Below are 18,542 nucleotides of genomic sequence, written 5' to 3' on the forward strand. Positions count from 1 at the left end.
TTGGTGGATTACTTCAGTTTCAGCGCCTTGAATGCCTGGATGTTCGCCTTGATCGCGGTTTCGACCGGCAGCCGCTCGACACTGGAGGCGCCGTAGAAGCCGTTGCAATGCTCACTGTGCTCCAGAACATAGGCCACGTCATCCGGGGTGGCGATAGGGCCGCCGTGGGCGATGATGATGATCTCTTTCCGGACCTTTCGGGCGGCTTCCGCGCATTCGTCGATCAGGCGCACCGAATCTTCCAGCGTTTTCGACGTGGTGGCGCCGATCGTGCCGCCGGTGGTGACGCCCATATGCGGCACGATGATATCGGCCCCGGCCTTGGCCATGTCCACCGCCTGATCGGGGTCGAAGACGTAAGGGGTTGTCAGCAGGTCCAGCTCACGCGCCTGCCGGACCATGTCGACCTCGGAGGCGTAGTTGATGCCGGTCTCTTCCAGGCTGGTGCGGAAGGTGCCGTCGATGATCCCGACGGTGGGAAAGTTCTGCACGCCGGAAAAGCCCAGTTCCTTCAGCTCGCGCAGGAACTTGGGCATGATGATGAAGGGGTCGGTGCCGTTGACGCCGGCAATCACCGGGGTGGTCTTGCAGACCGGAAGCACCTCGAGCGCCATTTCCTTGACGATTTCATTGGCATTGCCATAGGCCAGCAACCCCGCCGAGGAGGCCCGGCCGGCCATGCGGTAACGCCCGGAGTTGTAGAGGATGATCAGGTCGATGCCGCCGGCCTCTTCGCTTTTGGCGGAAATGCCGGTGCCCGCACCGCCCCCCACGACGGGGATGCCGTCAGCGATTTGCCTGTTCAGGCGCTCCAGGATCTCGGAGCGGTCAATTCTTGGCATTCTCGTTGTCCTTTTCGTCATGGGAAGCCCGGGCGGCGCGGCTGTTCGACAGGAATGCGTGGACTTCGCCCACGATCCCCCTGCGGAACAACAGGACGCAACCGATGAAGATGCCGCCGACAGTGATGGTCACCCATCCGCCGAGCGAGTCGAAATAGTGGTAGAGGGCCGAGATGAGCGCCGCGCCAAGCGCCGGGCCGAAGACGGAGTTCATACCCCCGAGGAGCGTCATCAGGATGACATCGCCCGACATGCTCCAGTGCACGTCCCGGAGCGAGGCCACTTGGTAGATGATCACCTTGAGCGACCCGGCCAGCCCTGCAAGCGCCGCCGAGAGGGTGAATGCAAGGATCTTGTAGCGGGCCACCGGAAAGCCGAGGGATTTCGCCCGGGGTTCATGTTCGCGGATGGCGCGCAGCACCTCGCCGAAGGGCGAATGCACGATGCGGTGGATCAGGCCCAGCCCCGCCAGTGTCAGCACCAGAACCACGAAATAGAGCGTGATGGCATTGTTGAGATCGAGGACCCCCAGAAGGGTGCCGCGCGGGACCTGCTGCATGCCGTCCTCGGCGTGGGTCCAGGGCAGGCGCAGGAAGAGGAAGTAGACCAGTTGCGACAGCGCCAGCGTGATCATGGCCAGGTAGATGCCCGAGCGCCGCGTCGCCAGCGCGCCGAAGATCGCCCCCATCAGGGCCGCGCTGCCCACCCCGGTCAGCAGGCCGATTTCAGGTGACAGCCCCTGTTCCTTGAGCATGTAGCCGCAGAAATAGGCCGCGCTGCCGAAGAAGGCCGCATGCCCGAAGGACAGGATGCCGGTGTGGCCCAGCAGGATGTTGAAGGCGCAGGCGAAGAGCGCGAGGCACATCACGCGCATCACGAAGACCGGGTAGATCACCTGCGGATAGAAGGGCACGAGGACGAGGCCAAGCAGCAGCAGCGCGGCCAACGCAAGGAGGAGCGTGCGAGCCATCTCAGCCCTCCTCGCGGCCGAAGAGGCCGGCGGGGCGGACCAGCAGTACGATCGCCATGATCAGAAAGACGATGATGGTCGAGGCCTCGGAATAGAAGACCTTGGTCAGCCCCTCGACAACCCCCAGCATCAACCCGGTGATCGCTGCGCCCGAAACCGAGCCCAGCCCGCCGATCACGACGATGGCGAAGACGATGATCACCAGTTCCGAGCCCATTGACGGGCTGACGTTCTGGATCGGCGCCGCCAGCACCCCGGCAAGCGCGGCCAACGCCACGCCGGCGCCGTAGGTCAGGGTCATCAGCAGGGGAACGTTGATCCCGAAGGCCTGGGTCAGCTGCGGGCGTTCGGTTGCGGCGCGCAGCTTGGCGCCCATGGAGGTCCGCTCGATCACCAGCCATGTGGCGACGCAAATCGCCACAGCCGCCGCGATCACGAAAAGCCGGTAGATGGGCATGAACATGAAGCCCATGTTGACCGCCCCGCGCAGCTGATCGGGCGCGGTGTAGATCTGACCGGACGACCCGAAAGATACGGTAAAGCTGCCTTCGATCACCAGCACCATGCCGAACGTCAGAAGCAGCCCGTAGATCGGATCGAGCCCGTAGATGCGCCGCAGCAGAAGCCGTTCCACGACGATGCCGATCGCCCCGACGATCAGCGGCGCCACGAAGATCGCCCCCCAGAAGCCGATGCCAAGCGTGTCGAGCAGCAGGAAGGACAGGAAGGCGCCCATCATGAAAAAGGCGCCATGGGCGAAGTTCACCACTTTGACGATGCCAAAGATGATCGCAAGCCCGAGGCTGAGCACGGCATAGAACGCGCCGTTGACGATCCCCAGCATGATCTGCCCGGTCAGCGCGACCAATGGAACGCCGAAAATCTCGATCATCGGCCCCCCTCCTCGAACGCCTCAGTCGGCGCGATGCGTTGCGCCTTGATATTACTGTTCCGCACTTTATGGTCGCGGCAAACGTCCGGGCAATAGTCATCATGCACGAGAATCTATCCGAAACCCACATCGTCGGAGAGGATACGCATCAGCAGATCGTGCGCGCCGAAGACTGCCCGCCACTGGCACGGCGGCTTTTGTCGCATGTGGGCGTCGGCGATGCCGCACCGCCCTACCGCGTGGTGCGGACGAACCTGAGCGGCGCCTACCTGCACGCCTGTCTTGGCGGCGAGGGGCGGATGTTGCTGGATGGTCGCTGGCGCCCGCACCGCGCCGGCATGGTCACGCTGGCCCCCGCGCATGTGCTGCACGCCTTTCACGCCGTGCCGGGCAAGCGGTGGCAATATTGCTGGGTCCGCTACATGCCGCAATCGCCCCGGTCGGTGATCGAGGGGATGACCCCGCTGGTCGCGCGGGTCGATCCCAAGCCTCTGTCGGATGCGATCCTGGGCCTCTACCACGAAGTGAACAGCGGCGGTGATATCGCGGCGACCGCGCTATGGATCGACCTCATCGAACACTATGTGAAACGCTACACGGAACCGCTGCGCAACGAGGAACGGCTGAGCAAGCTCTGGGCCGAAGTTACCGCCGGGCTGGGCCATCCCTGGACCCTTGACCAACTGGCCAGGATCGCCGGGATGAGTGGCGAGCATCTGCGCCGCCTGTGCCAGACCCGTCTCGGGCGCAGTCCGATGCAGCAGCTGACCTATCTGCGCGTGCAGCAGGCGGCGCAGCTTCTCGCGACGACGGACATGCGGGTGGAGGACGTGGCCTTTGAGGTGGGGTATCAGAACCCCTTTGCTTTTTCGAATGCGTTCAAGCGGATGACTGGCTTCCGTCCCTCGCGGTTCCAGCGACGGCGCAATCCGGTCGTGGTGGCCAAGGGGGGCTGAGGCCGGTCAGGCGCTGAGCCGCGCGCTGATCCGGTCGAAGTCCGCCAGCAGGGTGGCATTGTCGAAGGTTTCGGCGACCTGGCCCCGGTCGATGACATAGTGTCTGTCAGCCACGGTGGAGGCGAAGCGCACGTTCTGTTCGACCATCAGGATCGTATAGCCGCGCGCCTTCAGGTCGGCGATGGCGGCGCCGATTTGCTGAACCACGACAGGGGCCAGCCCCTCGGTCGGCTCGTCGAGCAGCAGAAGACGCGCCCCGGTGCGCAGGATACGGCCGATGGCGAGCATCTGCTGCTCGCCGCCCGACAGCTTGGTGCCGGGGCTTTTCATCCGATCGCGCAGGCCGGGGAACAACGTCAGGATGTCCTCGACGCTCATGCCGCCCGGCGCCACGACGGGGGGCAGGACAAGGTTTTCCTCGGCGCTGAGGCTGGCGTAGATGCCCCTGTCCTCGGGGCAGAAGGCGATACCGGTGCGGGCGATCCGGTGCGAGGGCAGGCCGATGGTCTGCGTTCCGTTGATGATGATCGACCCGGACCGGCGGGGGACCATGCCGACGATGGACCGCAGGGTCGTTGTCTTGCCCGCGCCGTTCCGGCCCAGCATCGTCACCAGTTCGCCCGTACGCACGGAGAGGGCGATATCATGCAGTGCCCGGCTGGGCCCGTACCACGCCCGCAGGTCGGAGACGTCGAGCACGGTCTGCGTGGTGGTGTCGGCCTGTTCGGCCTCGATCTGCGCCTCAGACATGGGTGCCCCCCAGATAGGCCTCGATGACCTGGTCGTTCGCGGCGATGCTGGCATAGTCGCCCTGCGCCAGGATACGGCCGCGGGCGAGAACCGTCACCTCGTCGCAGATTTCGGAGACGATGCCGAGGTTGTGTTCGACCATCAGGACAGAGCGGCCCTGCGCGGCGTCATGGATCAGGCGGGTGATACGATCGACGTCCTCGATGCCCATGCCGGCCGTGGGTTCGTCAAGCAGGATGACCTCGGGCTCAAGCGCAAGCGTGGTGGCGATTTCGAGCGCCCGGCGATGGCCATAGGACAGATCGCCCGCCGCCACCCCGGCAAGATCGGCAATGCCGACGCTGGCGAGGTGCTCCATCGCGGCGCCGCGATTGGCGGCGAGGGCGGATTTCCGGGTCCAGAAATCGTAGGATTCGCCGCGCCGTCGCTGAAGCGCGAGCATGACATTTTCCTGCGCCGTCATGCTGTTGAAGACGGCCGAAATCTGGAACGACCGCACCAGCCCCATGCGCGCGATGGACCCGGGGTCGAGCGCCGTGATGTCGCGACCGTTGAAATGGATGGTGCCCGAACTCGGCGTCAGGAACTTGGTCAGGAGATTGAAGCAGGTGGTCTTGCCAGCCCCGTTGGGGCCGATCAGGGCGTGAATGCTGCCGCGGCGAAGCGCAAGGTCGACACCGCCGACGGCGGCGAAGGCGCCGAAGCTCTTGGTAAGGCCCTTTGCCTCTAGCACGGTGGCAGTCATGGGGTGGTCTCGCACGAGGGGATGAGGATGCCGGGCCATGCGGTGGTGGCCCGGCTATACCAGTCTTCAAGGGGTATCGCGATCAGCTTTTGTCGCCGGTCACGAGATAGCAGGTGCTTTGATCCAGCGGCCGGAACGCGTCTTCTGCCGGAATGGTCGAGACCGGCTTGAGATAGTCCCATTCGCCTTCGGATTCCTCCGGCCTCTTTACCTGCCACAGGTACATGTCATGCATCATCCGGCCATCTTCGCGGACAGAGCCGTTGCTTGCGAAGAAGTCGTTGATCGGCATGGAGCGCATCGCCTCCGACACCGCATCGGCGTCATCGGTGCCGGCCTGCTCGATCGCCCGCAGGTAATGCATGGTGGACGAGTAGTTCGCCGCCTGGCTCATGTTGGGCATCGAGCCGACCCGCTCGAAGTAGCGCTGCGCGAACTCACGCGAGCCTTCGTTCATGTCCCAGTACCAGGCATTGGTTAGCATCAGCCCCTGGGCGGCCTCGAGTCCGATCGAATGGATATCGTTGAGCCACAGCAGCAGGGCCGCCAGGGTCTGGTTCTGGGTCAGGCCGAATTCAGCGGCGGCATTGATTGCATTGACCGCGTCGCCGCCGGTCGAGGCGATCCCGATGATCTCGGCGCCCGAGGACTGGGCGTTGAGCATATAGGACGAGAAGTCGCTGGCGGAGAGCGGATGACGGGCCGAGCCCAGCACCTTGCCGCCGGCTTCCTCCACAACCGCGGTGACCTGTTCTTCCAGCCCGATGCCGAAGGCGAAATCGACGGTCAGGAAGAACCACGACAATCCGCCATCCTTGACCACCGCCTTGCCGGTGCCGTGGGCCAGGGAATAGGCGTCGTAGGCATAGTGGATCGCGTAGGGCGAGCACATGTCGTTGGTGATGCCGATATTCGAGGCGCCATTGACGATGATGTGGCGCTTGGCCTCTTTCGCGACCGCGGCGACAGCAAGCGCCGCGCCGGAGTTGGACAGATCGTTGATCATGTCGACGCCTTCCACGTCGAACCATTCACGCGCCTTGGCCGCAGCGGTGTCCGCCTGGTTGAGGTGGTCCGAGAAGATCACCTCGATCGGCGCACCGAGCACTTCGCCGCCGAAATCCTCGGCCGCCATGCGTACGGCTTCGACCGCGCCCTCCCCGGCGAGATCGCTGTATATTCCACTCATGTCGGTCAGGACACCGATCCGGACGACATTGTCCGAGACCTCGGCCTGTGCCGCCGCAGCGGCGGTGACAAAGGCAGTTGACGCCAGCAGACGCCCAAACATTCCACGCATTCTTTCCTCCTCCTCAGGTTGGACTCGCGTATCGGTCTAGTAGTGTTTTCCACCACTTTACCGTCTCGTAGCCGCCTCACAATGTGCATTCCGCAAGATAAAATATCCGAAATGCACATCTCGACCTGCGGGGTTTCCCCCGAAGCGCTGGTGTTCCTCCGCTCATACAGAGGGGGATTTGCGGGCCGATGTTCGGTCCGGGCAGAGCGGGGCGCCGACAGCTCCTTTTGCTGTGAACACCCTCTGTCGCGGCGCAGGCCCGTGACTGACCCATGCGTGGAAAAGCGTCTTACTTGCGCATGTTTCTGAGGCGCGGGGCGTGGACATGTGTCGGGACAACAAAAGCAGTCGCCGCGCCGGCCAGGGCGCCGAACAGGTGCGCCTCCCAGGACACACCGGGCTGGCCCGGCAGAACGCCCCAGAGAATTGAGCCATAGAGAAACCCGACCAGCAGCGCCGCGCCAAGCGTGACGGGCGAGCGATCCACCACTCCGCGGGCCACAAGGAAGCCGAACCAGCCGAAGACCAGGCCGGATGCGCCGATGTGGATGGCGCTGCTTCCCAGCAGCCAGACAAGACCGCCGCCCAGTCCGACCACCACCGCGTTCACGGCGAGCAATTTTCGTGTCGCCGTGGCTGCCAGCAGGCCACCCATCACAAGCAGCGGTGGCGTATTGGTCATCAGGTGCGCGAAACTGCCATGCAGGAGAGGCATTGCAACGATGCCGTCCAGACCGCCGATATGCCGGGGGATCAGTCCGAAGGCCCGGTTGAAGCTGTAGCCGGTGACCCAGTTGAGTCCCTGCACCACCCAGAGGAGGGCGACAAAACCCGCGAGCGCCCCGGCGCGCCGCAGGAAGGTGCGCATGTGATCCCGATTCCCCATGTCCGCGAAGGTAGACGTCTCAATGGCGCCTTCAACGGGTTTCGCGCGCGACACCTCCCCAACCATGTGGCGAGACCCGACAGGCCGCATGGCCCTGCGCGCCGGTCGCCGTTTCAGCGACCTTGCCCTGTCGGCGCCCATTTTTGCGTGGTCCGGGGGCAGGTTTGCAGGCGTGCCCTCCGATAGATCCGAAAAAAGATATCCTATACTTGACTCTTTTACTTGGGATGGGTAGCCAAGCCGCGAACGCCAGCTTCGTGTCGACGAGCCAGCCGAAAATACTCACATCGGAATGCCTTATGACACGCTCGCAGCTTCTCGCTGGTGCCAGCCTGCTGGTGCCTATTGCCCTTCCTCTTCCCGCTCTCTCCCAGGCCCTCGTTCTGGATACGATCCGCGTCGAAAGCATGCGGGGCGTGTCCACGGACACCGCCACCGCCGAGACCACTCTCGATCAGGAGGAGCTGGATTCCCGGCAGGCCTCCACCCTGGCGGAACTCATGGGGACCGTTCCCGGCGTGACCCTGTCGAACGCCGCCACGCCGCAGGGCTCGTCCATCAACATCCGCGGGCTAGGCGCCGATGCAGGCACCTATGGCTCCAACACCAAGGTCAATGTCGTGATCGACGGCGTCTCCAAGGGGCAGGAGGAGCTGTACCGTCAGGGCAGCCTGCTGACGGTCGAGCCGGAACTGTTCAAGGAGGTCAGGGTGATCCGTGGCCCGGGCGAAAGTTTCCGGTTCTCCTCCGGTGCGATCGGCGGCACGGTCGAAGCGGTGACCAAGGATGCCGCAGATTTTCTCGAAGGCGACGACCGCTTTGCCTTCCGCCAGAAGCTGGCCTTCGAAAGCAACGGCGACGGTGTCGTCTCCACCTCGATCCTTGCCTGGCGGCCAGATGACAACCTCGACCTCATCGCCTTCTATGGCTACCGCGAGGCGCAGGATTACGAGGACGGCACCGGTGCGATCCAGGCGGATACGGGCTACAAGCTGCCCTCCTATCTGGTGAAGGCTAAGTATCGCCTGAGCGACGACCTCAGTTTCACCGCGTCCTATTCGAAGACCAGCAACTCTCTGCGGGACGTCAGCTATGACTTCATCGGCTCGCTCTTTCCCGCGCGGGTGGATGCCGACATCACGGATGTCACGGCCTATCTGGCGTTGGAATACAAACCGATTGACGCCCCGCTGATCAACCTTTCCGCCAAGCTCCTTTATTCCGACGAGTTGATCGAGAACCTTTCCGCCACCACGTCGTCGACCATCTATAACGCCGACAACCGGACGAAGCGCCTGGCGTTCGTTCTGGAAAACACCTCCGAATTCACCACCGGCGCGGCCGACCACACCCTGCTTGCGGGGTTCGAAATCGGCAGCCGTGACCGTAGCTCCGTCAGCCATACGGGGACGAATGCGGGGTCCACGCCGGGCGGGACGGATGATTATGTCGCGCTCTATCTCACGGATGAGATCAATATCGGGGCCCTGACGGTCACGCCGCAATTGCGGTACGAGGCGCAGAGGATCACCTCCTCCGGCAACGCAGGAATTGCGGATGGTACCCGCTATTCCGCGTCGGACTGGGCCGGGGCCGTCTCCGCCCGCTATGCCTTCACCCCGGACTGGTCCGCCTTCGGCACCGTCGCCTACAACACCAACCTGCCGATCATCGACGACCTGACCTCGGCCGCCAACATGGCCATCACCGAAAAGGCCATGACCTACGAGCTGGGATTGTCGTTTGACAGCACCGATGTCCTGGCCGCCGAAGACCGGCTGGCGGCAAAACTCTCGGCCTTCCGGACGGAGATCTGGGACAACACCACCTATTCCAACTTCAACTCCGCCGCCGCTGACGCGATCGGCATCACCGGGGTCGAGCTGGAACTCTCCTACGCGCATCCGCAGTTCTATGTCGATCTCAATGCCTCACATATCCGCGCCAAATGGGGCGATGGCAGCTGGTTCAATAACGCGCCTGCGGACTCGCTGCAGCTGACGCTCGGCAAGCGGTTTATGGATGATCAGCTCGATCTGTCGGTCGAGATGCGCCACGACTGGGCGACCAGCCGGAACGTGCAGTTCGGCGGCGGGGTCACCTCCAGCCCGGCCTTCACCACCTATGCGCTGGCCGCGGCCTATACGCCCAACTCAGGCCCGATGGAGGGGGTGCAGTTCCGTGGCGGTGTCGAGAACCTGTTCGACGCGCAATACACGCCCTACCTCTCCAGCCGCCCCGCCCCGGGCCGCACTTTCAAGTTCTCGATCGCAAAGGTCTTCTGACCACCACGCACACGCGGCGGGGGGGCGGTCCGATCCCCCGCGGCACCACACTCAGCCACCTGCCAAAGGAGGGATAAGATGTCCCCGAGCCCACAGGAAATCCGCCAGGCGAAAACCGACGCCACGACCCGTGACCGCGATCTCGCCGCCAGCCTGAACATCAGCGAGGCACAGCTGGTCGCCGCCCATACCGGGGCCACAGGTGCGTTCCGCGCGACCCGCATCCAGCATCACCCCGACGATGTCATGCCGCTGATCCCCCGCCTGGGCGAGGTCATGTCGCTGACCCGGAACGAATCGATCGTGCATGAACGCGTCGGCACCTTCGGCGAATACCGCTCCGGCCCCCATGCCGCGATGGTGCTGGGCAAGGATATCGACACCCGCATCTTCCCGAAACACTGGGCCTACGGCTTTGCGGTCGAGGCCGAGACCGACCGCGGCACCCGCCGCTCCTTGCAGTTCTTCGACACGACGGGCGAGGCGCTGCAGAAGATCTACCTGCGCGACACCTCCGATGCCGAGGCCTGGGCCCCGCTGGTGGCGGAGCTGACGCTGGAGGATCAGTCCGACACCATCACCCCCGACCCGGCCATCCTGCCCGAAGGCGCCAAGGCCAACCCCGACAAGCGCGATACGCTGGTCGAGGAATGGCAGAAGATGACCGACACGCATCAGTTCAACCGGCTGTGTTCCAAGCTGGGGATGAACCGCTTGGGCGCCTATCGCCTGGCGGGCGCGCCCTATGTCCGTCTGGTCGATCCGCAAAGTGTCGAGGGCTGGCTGAACGCGCTGAGCGCGGCGCAGCAGAAGGTCGTTCTGTTCGTCGGCAACCGGGGTCACATCCAGATCCACTGGGGCACGGTCGACACGATCAAACCCATGGGGCCCTGGCTGAACGTGCTGGACCCGATGTTCAACCTGCACCTGCGGGCGGACCGCGTGGCCGAGGCCTATGTCGTGACCAAGCCGACAAAGCGCGGCGATGCCGTATCGCTGGAGTGTTTCGACGTGGACGGCGGGCTGATCTTCCAGTGCTTTGGCCAGCGTGAGGAGGAGGGCGATCCGATGGACACCTGGCACCAGATCCTGGCCGATCTGCCCGGCGTCAAGGAGGCCGCGGAATGAGCCGCCTTGCCCTGATCCTGACCCTCTGCGCCTGGCCCCTGGGGGCCTTGGCTCAGCCCTATCCGGACGCCAGCCGCATTGTCGCCATCGGCGGGCCGGTGACAGAGCTGATCTACCTGCTCGGCGCCGGGGACCGGGTGATCGCCCGCGACACCACCTCGACCTACCCCGAGGCGGTGAACGATCTGCCCGACGTCGGCTACATGCGCCAGCTCTCGGCAGAGGGCGTCCTGTCGGTCAACCCCGACCTCATCGTGACCCGCGACACCGCTGGCCCGGCCGAGGCGATGGACCAGTTGCGCGCCGCCGCCATTCCAATGGTGGAGGTTCATGACGGCTTCTCGCCCGCCGCCGTCGTCACCGCGATGCGCGAGGTCGGCGCGGCGCTGGGCCTGCCTGACAAGGGCGAGGCGCTGGCCCAACAGGCGGAAGCCGATTTCGCCGCGCTGGCAGAAAAGACCGAAACCGGCCCCGTCGCCCGGGTGATGTTCGTCCTTTCCAATCAGGGCGGGCGGCTGAACGTGGCCGGGGCAGGCACCGGGGCCGACGGCCTGCTTTCCCTCGCCGGGGGGCACAATGTCATGGCGGAGGCTTTTCAGGGCTACAAGATCGTCTCGGACGAGGCGATCATCGCCGCCGCCCCGGATCTGATCGTGATGATGGAGCGGACCGGCACCTCCGAACTCGACGACCTGCGCGACGGCGTGATGGAGTTGCCCGCGATCCAGCAGACCCCGGCCGGTGCCAATCAGGCGCTGATCCGCGTGCCGCCCGCCGCATTGGGCTTCGGCCCCCGCACGGCGCAATTCGCGCTGGAGCTGCACGGGCAATTCGCTAACGCGGTGGAGTAGATGGTTGCGATGACCACCCCCGCCGCGGCGGCCCCGGCGGGTGACCGCCGCCGCCGCGCCGCCGCCTTGCGGGTCTTCCTGCTGGCGGTGCTGGGCGTCACGGCCCTGCTTGCCCTGGGCTGGGGCGCGGCGGGGGATACCCGGGTGTTGGGCGCGCTCGGCGCGCGGGTCGGGCTGGGCGAGGCCACGTTGCGCGACATGACCATCGTCTGGGATATCCGCATGCCGCGCGTGTTGACCGGCATGCTGGTCGGCGCGGCGCTGGCCGTGTCGGGCGCGGTCATGCAGGGCCTCTTCCGCAACCCCCTGGCGGACCCGGGTCTTGTCGGCGTCTCCGCCGGTGCCGGGTTCGGCGCTGTGGCGGCCATCGTCCTGGGCGGCTTCCTGCCGGCCGCGATCCTGGGTTGGGCGGGTCCGTACCTGATCCCCTTTGCGGCCTTCCTGGGCGGTTGGGCCTCGACCCTCATCCTTTATGTCATCGCCACGCGCGGCGGGCGAACCTCTGTCGCCACGATGCTTTTGGCCGGGATCGCGCTTGGCGCGCTGACCGGGGCGCTGACCGGCTTCATCGTCTACCGCGCCACCGACGATCAATTGCGGGACCTGACCTTCTGGGGCATGGGCTCCGTCGCCGGGGCGACCTGGACCAAGCTGATGACGGCCGGCCCGATCATCGCCCTCGGCCTCATCGCCGCCCCTTTCCTGGCCCGCGCCCTCGACGCCCTCGCCCTGGGGGAGGCCGTGGCCGCACACCTGGGCATCGACACGCAGCTGATGAAACGCATCGCCATCCTGTCGGTCGCCGCCTCTGTCGGGGCCTCGGTCGCGATCACCGGGGGCATCGGGTTCATCGGGATCGTCGTTCCGCATATCCTGCGCCTGCTGCAAGGGCCGGAGCACCGCAACCTCCTGCCGAACTGCGCCATCCTGGGCGCGATCACCCTGCTGGCCGCCGACATGATCAGCCGCACCGTCGTCGCCCCGGCCGAACTGCCGATCGGGATCATCACCGCCACCATGGGCGGGCCGTTCTTTCTGTGGATCCTGCTGAAGAACCGCCGAATTCTGGACATCTGACATGCAGTATGAGGCAACCGGGATCACCGTGTCCTATGGCCCGCGCCGGGTTCTGGACCAGGTCGATTTCACCGCCCGCGCGGGCGAGGTGACGGCCATTGTCGGGCCGAACGGATCGGGCAAGACAACCCTGCTGCGCGCCATGTCCGGCGAGACCCCGCATCAGGGGCAAGTCCGCATCAACGGCGCGGATGCCGATGCGATGACGGCGCGCCAGCGGGCCCTGCACCGGGCGGTGCTGCCGCAATCCGGCAGCATCGCCTTCCCTTTCAACGTGTTGGAGCTTGTCCGCCTCGGCCTGACCGCCGGCCTCTCCTCCGATGATCCGGGCGAGGCCGACCGCATCACCCTGGCCGCCATCGCCCGCGTCGGGCTGGAGGGCTACGAGACCCGCATGGTGCAGGAGCTCTCCGGTGGCGAACGGCAGCGCGCCCAGATGGCCCGGGTTCTTGTGCAGATCTGGCAGCCCGTGCTCGATGGTCAGCCGCGCTGGCTGATGTTGGATGAGCCGGTTTCGGCGCTGGATATCCGGCACCAGCTGACGATCATGCATCTGGCGCAAGACTATGCGCGCGCCGGGGGAGGGGTGATTGCGGTGATGCATGATCTGAACCTCACGGCCATGTTCGCCGATCAGGTCAATCTGCTCTACGATGGTCGCCTGCGGCGTAGCGGGCGGCCCGCCGATGTGCTGAACGATCAGGACCTCAGCGCCTGCTACAACTGCCCGGTCCGGGTGAACACGCCCCCGCCCGACGGAAGCCCCTGGGTCCTGCCGCAATCCATGGTGTGAAGGGCGGTTCGCCCAACCAAATTCTCTTCTGGTCTATGTATCTGCGCATGTTTTTTCCTAGGCAGCCTTCCAAGATTGTCTCGGAACACTGATCATCTGTCCCGCCCGGCGGCACGCCGGGCAGCACCGACCCGCCCCCCTGGGGCGGCGCTTGTGCGCCACCCCGCGGGTCGGCGCCGCCCTCATGACGAGCCTGAGTTCCGAGGAAGACGTCAGGCATCAGACCGGTCGGCCCTCTGGCCCTCGGCCCCGTCCCGTGCTTTATGGCCTCCGACCACAGACCGGGATCGCCCATGTTCATCGCCACGCTCACCGCCCGCCACCTTGACCCCGCCGCTGCGGAGGCGCTGCGCAACGCCTGGGGCGGCGGTGTGTTGCAATGGCTCTCCCCTGACGAGGCGGCGGAATTCGAGCTGGCCGAGGTGCCCTCGACCTTCCGGAACACCTGGCGCGACCTCCAGTCCCTGCAGATCGACCTCAACATCCAGCCCGCTGACAATCGCCGCAAGAAGATGCTGCTGGCCGATATGGACAGCACCATGATCCAGCAGGAATGCATCGACGAACTGGCCGAAGAGGCAGGCGTGGGCGAGCGGGTGAAGGAGATCACCGCCCGCGCGATGAATGGCGAGCTGGATTTCGACGGCGCGCTGACGGAACGTGTCGGCCTGCTCAAGGGCCTGCCGGAAAGCGTCATCCAGCGGGTCATCGACACCCGCATCACCCTGATGCCCGGCGGGCCGGAGCTGATCGCGACGATGAAGGCGAACGGCGCCTATTGCGCCCTCGTCTCCGGCGGCTTCACCGCCTTCACCGCGAAAATCGCCGCCACCCTCAGCTTTGACGAGAACCGCGCCAACACGCTGATGGCCGGGAACGGCACCCTGACCGGAGAGGTTGGCCGCCCGATCCTGGGGCGCGAGGCCAAGGTCCAGGCGCTGGAGGAGATCACCGCCCGCCTCGGGATCACCGAGGCCGATGTCATCGCCGTGGGCGACGGGGCCAACGATCTGGGCATGCTGGGGCGGGCGGGCACGGGCGTTGCCCTGCACGCCAAACCCGCGGTTGCCGCGCAATGCGAGATCCGGGTGAACCACGGTGACCTGACAAGCCTGCTTTACCTGCAGGGCTACAGCCGCACCGACTTCGTCACGACATAAATTCGCACCACAGTTAATTAACTGTTGCGCGAAATAAAGAATCGGGCCAGACTACCCCCATGACTGACCTGAGCCGAACCTTTGCCGCCCTTGCGGACCCGACACGCCTGAGCCTGGTGGAAAAACTCCTGCGCCGGGGCGAACTTCCCGCCGGGACCCTGGCCGATGAGGCCACGATCTCCGCCCCCGCGATCTCGCGCCACCTCAAGGTGCTGCGCGAGGCCGGGGTGATCCTGCAAAGGGCGGAGGGCACGCATCGCTACTATTCCGCCAATCCCGAGGCCCTGCAGGGCATCAACAGCTGGACCATGGACCACCGCGCCTTCTGGGCGGGCAGCCTCGACCGGCTCGACACCTTGCTGGCCATCGACCCCGAAGGAGACGGGACATGAAAGACACCGAAACCGCCGATATCGAATTCATCCGCGAGTACCCGGTCGCGCTGACCCGTCTCTGGCGGGCGGTGACGCAACCCGTGCAGCTGATCCAATGGTTCGGGCCCGAGGGCACCTATCTGGACGCCTGCGAGATGGATTTCACCACCACGGGCCCCTGGACCTGCACCATGCGCGGCAAGGAGAGTGGCAACCGGTTCAAGGTTTCCGGCCAGATCACCCATGTGCAGGCGCCGGACGGCGGCAAGGGCTCCGTCGGTTTCACCTGGGCCTGGCACGATGACGAGGATCGGCGCGGCCCGGAAAGCCATGTCATGTTCACGGTCGAGGAAACCGCATCCGGCGCCCGCCTGACCCTCTCGCATCGCGAATTGCAGGATGTGGAATCCGCCCAGAACCACACCAGAGGCTGGCTCTCGACCCTGCGCAAGCTCGATTTCTTCCTCAATCCCGACGCCTCGCTGCAGGAGTGACCTGCAGCGGCGGCCCGATCACTTCCAAGGAAAGGACATCCCATGCCCCAGTATCTTTACATCTACCGCGGTGACGCATCGCAGGTTCCCTCGACGCCCGAAGACCAGGAGGCCGCGATGAAGGCATGGGGCGACTGGATGGGCGGGATCGGCGACAAGCTGGTGAACCCGGGCGAGCCGGTCGGAACCTCGAAACTGGTGACCGGGAAGGGCGTGACCGATCAGGTCCCGAACCCGAGCTTTGGGTTCTCCATCGTCGAAGCCGCCTCGATCGAGGAGGCCTGCGAAATGGCCAAGGGCAACCCGATGGTCAAGGACGGCGGCGGCGTCGAAGTGGCGGAGATCGTGCCGATCAGCATGTGAGACCGGGGCAGGGGGGCGCTGCCCCCCAGCCGTTCTGTTTCGTGGGGTTCTCGACGGGATCAAGTCCTTGCCGAGGGCAGCGACCGACCCGAGGGTGGCGCGAAAGCGCCGCCCTGGGGGGCGGGTCGGCGCTGCCCGGCGTTGCCGCCGGGCGGTGCGTTCGATCAGTGTTGCGACTAAATCTTCGAAGACTGAACCCAATAGACGTACGACTGCACAAGAGCTTGCATAGGAACCTTCCGAATTAGTCAGAACGGCTGGGGGCGCTGCCCCCCATTCGCCCGAAGTATTTCCGTTCGGAAGACGCCTATTCCCCGTAAGGCACCCAGACCGTCTTCACCTCGGTCGATTGGTCAAGGAACACCCGGCCTTCGCCCGCCGCCCCCATCCAGTCGCGCGCGAGCCCATTGTTGACCCAGGTCCGCTTGAGGTTGCCCGCGCTCTTCTCCTCGATCTCGGCAGAGAGGTCGGAGGAGGAGAAGCTCCACACCGCATCTACATCCAGATGCGCGGCCAGCGTGCCGGCCAGCTCCTTATGCGCGCCGGTCACGATGTTCACCACGCCGCCGGGCACGTCGGAGGTCTCCAGCACCTGGTAGAAATCCGTCGCCGCCAGAGGGAAGGGCTCCGACGGCACGAGCACCACCCGGTTCCCCATGGCGATGGCCGGGGCCATGACCGACACAAGGCCCAATAGCGGCACGTCGTCCGGACACAGCGCGCCGATCACCCCGACCGGTTCACGCACCGCCAGGGCCATGCCCCGGATCGGAACCGACCGCAGATCGCCCGCATATTTGTCCGCCCAGGCCCCATAGGTGAAGAGCCGCGAAACAGCCGCCGCCACCTCCGCCTTGCCGTTACGCGCGCCGGACATCGTGTTGATCCGGTTGGCAAATTCGTCCGCCCGCGCCTCAAGGTTCTCGGCGATGTAATACAGGATCTGCGCCCGCAGGTGCCCGGTCGTCCCCGACCACCCCTTGGCCCCCTGCGCGGCCTCCACCGCGTTGCGGATGTCCTTGCGGTTGCCGATGCCGACATGGCCGATCAGCTTGCCCTGCGGGGTGAAGACGCCGCGCGAATAGCCGCCGTCAGGCCGCGCCTGCTTGCCACCCACGTAGTTCTTGGCGGTCCGGTCCAGTGCATCGCCCGCCGGATCACCCTTGCCCGCCATGGCCTTGACCGGCGCCAGCGGCTTCGCCTTGCCCGCGGGTTTCAGGTAGGCCGAAAGCCCCTCCCATCCGCCTTCACGCCCAAAGCCCGACTCCCGCACACCGCCGAACCCGGCCGCCGCGTCGAACATGTTGGTCCCGTTGACCCAGACGACCCCCGCCACCAGCTTCGGCGCCATGCCGAGCGCGAGGTTCAGGTTCTCGGTCCACACGGACGCCGCCAGACCGAACCGCGTGTTGTTGGCCAGCTGCACCGCCTCTTCCGGCGTGCGGAAGGTGGTCGAGACCAGCACCGGGCCAAAGATCTCCTCCTGCATCAGCCGGTCCGAGGGCGAGAGCCCGGTGATCAAAGTCGGCGGATAGAAGCACCCCTCCGGCACCTCGCAGGCGGCGCGGTAGACCTCGCCGCCGGAGCTGTCCACCAGCCCCTTGATCGTCTCCAGCTGCACCGGATCGACCACCGCGCCCACGTCGATGGACTTGTCCAACGGGTTGCCCATGCGCAGCTTGTCCATCCGCGCCTTCAGCTTCTCGTGAAACCGCTCCGCCACGCCCTCCTGCACCAGCAGGCGGGACCCGGCGCAGCAGACCTGCCCCTGATTGAACCAGATCGCATCCACCAGCCCCTCGATGGCGCTGTCCAGATCCGCATCGTCAAAGACCACGTAGGGACCCTTGCCGCCCAGCTCCAGCGTCAGGGACTTGCCTTGGCCGGCGGTGGCGCGGCGAATGATCCGCCCCACGTCGGTGGAGCCGGTGAAGGCCACCTTGTCCACACCCTCATGCGTCACGATCATCTCGCCCACGGCGCCATCGCCGGTGACGATGTTCACGACGCCCGCAGGCACCCCGGCCTGACGACAGATGTCCGCAAAACACAATGCGGTCAGCGAGGTATATTCCGCCGGTTTCAGCACCACCGTGTTGCCCGCCGCGATCGCCGGCGCGATCTTCCATGCCAGCATCAGCAGGGGAAAGTTCCAGGGGATCACCTGCCCGCAGACACCCAAAGGCTCCATCCCCGGCGCCTCGCTTTCCATAAGCTGCGCCAGCCCGGCGTGGTAATAAAAATGCCGCGCCACGAGAGGCACGTCGATGTCGCGCGCCTCCCGGATCGGCTTGCCATTGTCCATCGTCTCCAGCACGGCGAGCAGGCGGGCATGTTTCTGCACCAGCCGCGCCAGCGCATAAAGCACCCGCGCCCGGCCCGCGCCGCCCAGCTTCGCCCATTTCGGCTGCGCCTTCCGCGCCGCAGCCACGGCCGCATCCACTTCCGCCTGCGTCCCCTGCGTCAGATGCGCCAGCACCTCGCCCGTCGCCGGGTTCCGGCTCTCGAAGGTCTCGCCAACCTCCGTCCAGTCGCCGCCGATGAAATGCCCGAACCGGTCGCCCTGATCGACCAGCCAGGCCAGCGCATCGCCGGCGCTTTCCGGGGCCGGGCCATAGTCCATGGTCTCAAAGATCTCTTTGACGGTCATGCCCTTAACCCTTCATCTTTCCATAA

The 18,542-nt window shown here is 65.5% G+C and carries 18 protein-coding genes; 10 read left to right on the forward strand and 8 right to left on the reverse strand.

The genetic code is table 11. The features are described from left to right. Positions 1-8: 8 nt before the first annotated feature. Genes ACFC2Y_RS07535 through ACFC2Y_RS07545 form a run of 3 tightly spaced genes read right to left on the reverse strand, consistent with a single transcriptional unit; the run spans position 9 to position 2,704 of the window. A complete protein-coding gene (locus ACFC2Y_RS07535; protein WP_375173872.1) occupies positions 9-842 on the reverse strand; it encodes a phosphoenolpyruvate hydrolase family protein in 834 nt (277 codons plus the stop codon). After that, a complete protein-coding gene (locus tag ACFC2Y_RS07540; RefSeq protein ID WP_375173871.1) occupies positions 829-1,812 on the reverse strand; it encodes a branched-chain amino acid ABC transporter permease in 984 nt (327 codons plus the stop codon). The genes ACFC2Y_RS07535 and ACFC2Y_RS07540 overlap by 14 nt, the downstream gene beginning before the upstream one ends. Position 1,813: 1 nt before the next feature. Beyond that, positions 1,814-2,704, reverse strand: a complete 891-nt coding sequence (locus tag ACFC2Y_RS07545) for a branched-chain amino acid ABC transporter permease (RefSeq protein WP_375173870.1) — start codon at positions 2,702-2,704, stop codon at positions 1,814-1,816. Between the two features lie 101 nt (positions 2,705-2,805). Here ACFC2Y_RS07545 and ACFC2Y_RS07550 point away from each other — a divergent pair, with 101 nt between their 5' ends. Then, entirely contained in the window at positions 2,806-3,660 is an 855-nt protein-coding gene (locus ACFC2Y_RS07550; protein ID WP_375173869.1) for an AraC family transcriptional regulator, read from the forward strand. A 6-nt stretch (positions 3,661-3,666) separates the two neighbouring features. Here ACFC2Y_RS07550 and ACFC2Y_RS07555 read toward each other — a convergent pair whose 3' ends face one another. The 4 genes from ACFC2Y_RS07555 to ACFC2Y_RS07570 form a co-directional block, all read right to left on the reverse strand. Then, positions 3,667-4,410, reverse strand: a complete 744-nt coding sequence (locus ACFC2Y_RS07555) for an ABC transporter ATP-binding protein (RefSeq protein WP_375173868.1) — start codon at positions 4,408-4,410, stop codon at positions 3,667-3,669. Continuing rightward, the gene (locus ACFC2Y_RS07560; RefSeq protein WP_375173867.1) at positions 4,403-5,155 is read right to left on the reverse strand and encodes an ABC transporter ATP-binding protein; all 753 of its coding nucleotides are present in this window, start codon (positions 5,153-5,155) and stop codon (positions 4,403-4,405) included. The genes ACFC2Y_RS07555 and ACFC2Y_RS07560 overlap by 8 nt, the downstream gene beginning before the upstream one ends. 82 nt (positions 5,156-5,237) lie before the next feature. Further along, entirely contained in the window at positions 5,238-6,455 is a 1,218-nt protein-coding gene (locus tag ACFC2Y_RS07565) for an ABC transporter substrate-binding protein (protein ID WP_375173866.1), read from the reverse strand. Between the two features lie 289 nt (positions 6,456-6,744). Continuing rightward, the gene (locus tag ACFC2Y_RS07570; protein ID WP_375173865.1) at positions 6,745-7,323 is read right to left on the reverse strand and encodes a rhomboid family intramembrane serine protease; all 579 of its coding nucleotides are present in this window, start codon (positions 7,321-7,323) and stop codon (positions 6,745-6,747) included. A gap of 317 nt (positions 7,324-7,640) precedes the next feature. On the opposite strand from ACFC2Y_RS07570, the gene ACFC2Y_RS07575 reads away from it, so the two are divergent. The 9 genes from ACFC2Y_RS07575 to ACFC2Y_RS07615 all read left to right on the forward strand — a co-directional run bounded on the left by ACFC2Y_RS07575 (position 7,641) and on the right by ACFC2Y_RS07615 (position 15,866). Then, on the forward strand, positions 7,641-9,626 hold the full coding sequence (locus ACFC2Y_RS07575; protein ID WP_375173864.1) for a TonB-dependent receptor domain-containing protein: 1,986 nt from the start codon (positions 7,641-7,643) through the stop codon (positions 9,624-9,626). A gap of 78 nt (positions 9,627-9,704) precedes the next feature. Next, a complete protein-coding gene (locus ACFC2Y_RS07580) occupies positions 9,705-10,754 on the forward strand; it encodes a hemin-degrading factor (RefSeq protein ID WP_375173863.1) in 1,050 nt (349 codons plus the stop codon). After that, the gene (locus ACFC2Y_RS07585) at positions 10,751-11,605 is read left to right on the forward strand and encodes a hemin ABC transporter substrate-binding protein (protein WP_375173862.1); all 855 of its coding nucleotides are present in this window, start codon (positions 10,751-10,753) and stop codon (positions 11,603-11,605) included. Before ACFC2Y_RS07580 ends, ACFC2Y_RS07585 begins: the two co-directional genes overlap by 4 nt. Beyond that, positions 11,606-12,682: a FecCD family ABC transporter permease gene (locus tag ACFC2Y_RS07590; protein WP_375173861.1), complete on the forward strand. Its 1,077-nt coding sequence runs from the start codon at positions 11,606-11,608 to the stop codon at positions 12,680-12,682. A gap of 1 nt (position 12,683) precedes the next feature. Next, a complete protein-coding gene (locus ACFC2Y_RS07595; protein WP_375173860.1) occupies positions 12,684-13,475 on the forward strand; it encodes a heme ABC transporter ATP-binding protein in 792 nt (263 codons plus the stop codon). Positions 13,476-13,768: 293 nt separating this feature from the next. Then, the gene (gene serB / locus ACFC2Y_RS07600) at positions 13,769-14,635 is read left to right on the forward strand and encodes a phosphoserine phosphatase SerB (RefSeq protein WP_375173859.1); all 867 of its coding nucleotides are present in this window, start codon (positions 13,769-13,771) and stop codon (positions 14,633-14,635) included. 59 nt (positions 14,636-14,694) lie between these two features. Continuing rightward, positions 14,695-15,027 (forward strand): ArsR/SmtB family transcription factor, encoded by a 333-nt coding sequence (locus ACFC2Y_RS07605; protein ID WP_375173858.1) that lies wholly within the window; start codon positions 14,695-14,697, stop codon positions 15,025-15,027. Further along, a complete protein-coding gene (locus ACFC2Y_RS07610; RefSeq protein WP_375173857.1) occupies positions 15,024-15,503 on the forward strand; it encodes an SRPBCC domain-containing protein in 480 nt (159 codons plus the stop codon). Before ACFC2Y_RS07605 ends, ACFC2Y_RS07610 begins: the two co-directional genes overlap by 4 nt. A 42-nt stretch (positions 15,504-15,545) precedes the next feature. Then, positions 15,546-15,866: a YciI family protein gene (locus tag ACFC2Y_RS07615; RefSeq protein WP_375173856.1), complete on the forward strand. Its 321-nt coding sequence runs from the start codon at positions 15,546-15,548 to the stop codon at positions 15,864-15,866. A gap of 307 nt (positions 15,867-16,173) precedes the next feature. Here ACFC2Y_RS07615 and ACFC2Y_RS07620 read toward each other — a convergent pair whose 3' ends face one another. Further along, on the reverse strand, positions 16,174-18,516 hold the full coding sequence (locus tag ACFC2Y_RS07620; RefSeq protein WP_375173855.1) for an aldehyde dehydrogenase family protein: 2,343 nt from the start codon (positions 18,514-18,516) through the stop codon (positions 16,174-16,176). Positions 18,517-18,542: the final 26 nt, after the last annotated feature.

It is taken from the genome of Pseudooceanicola sp., from assembly GCF_041987405.1.
Classification (GTDB): Bacteria; Pseudomonadota; Alphaproteobacteria; order Rhodobacterales; family Rhodobacteraceae; genus Pseudooceanicola.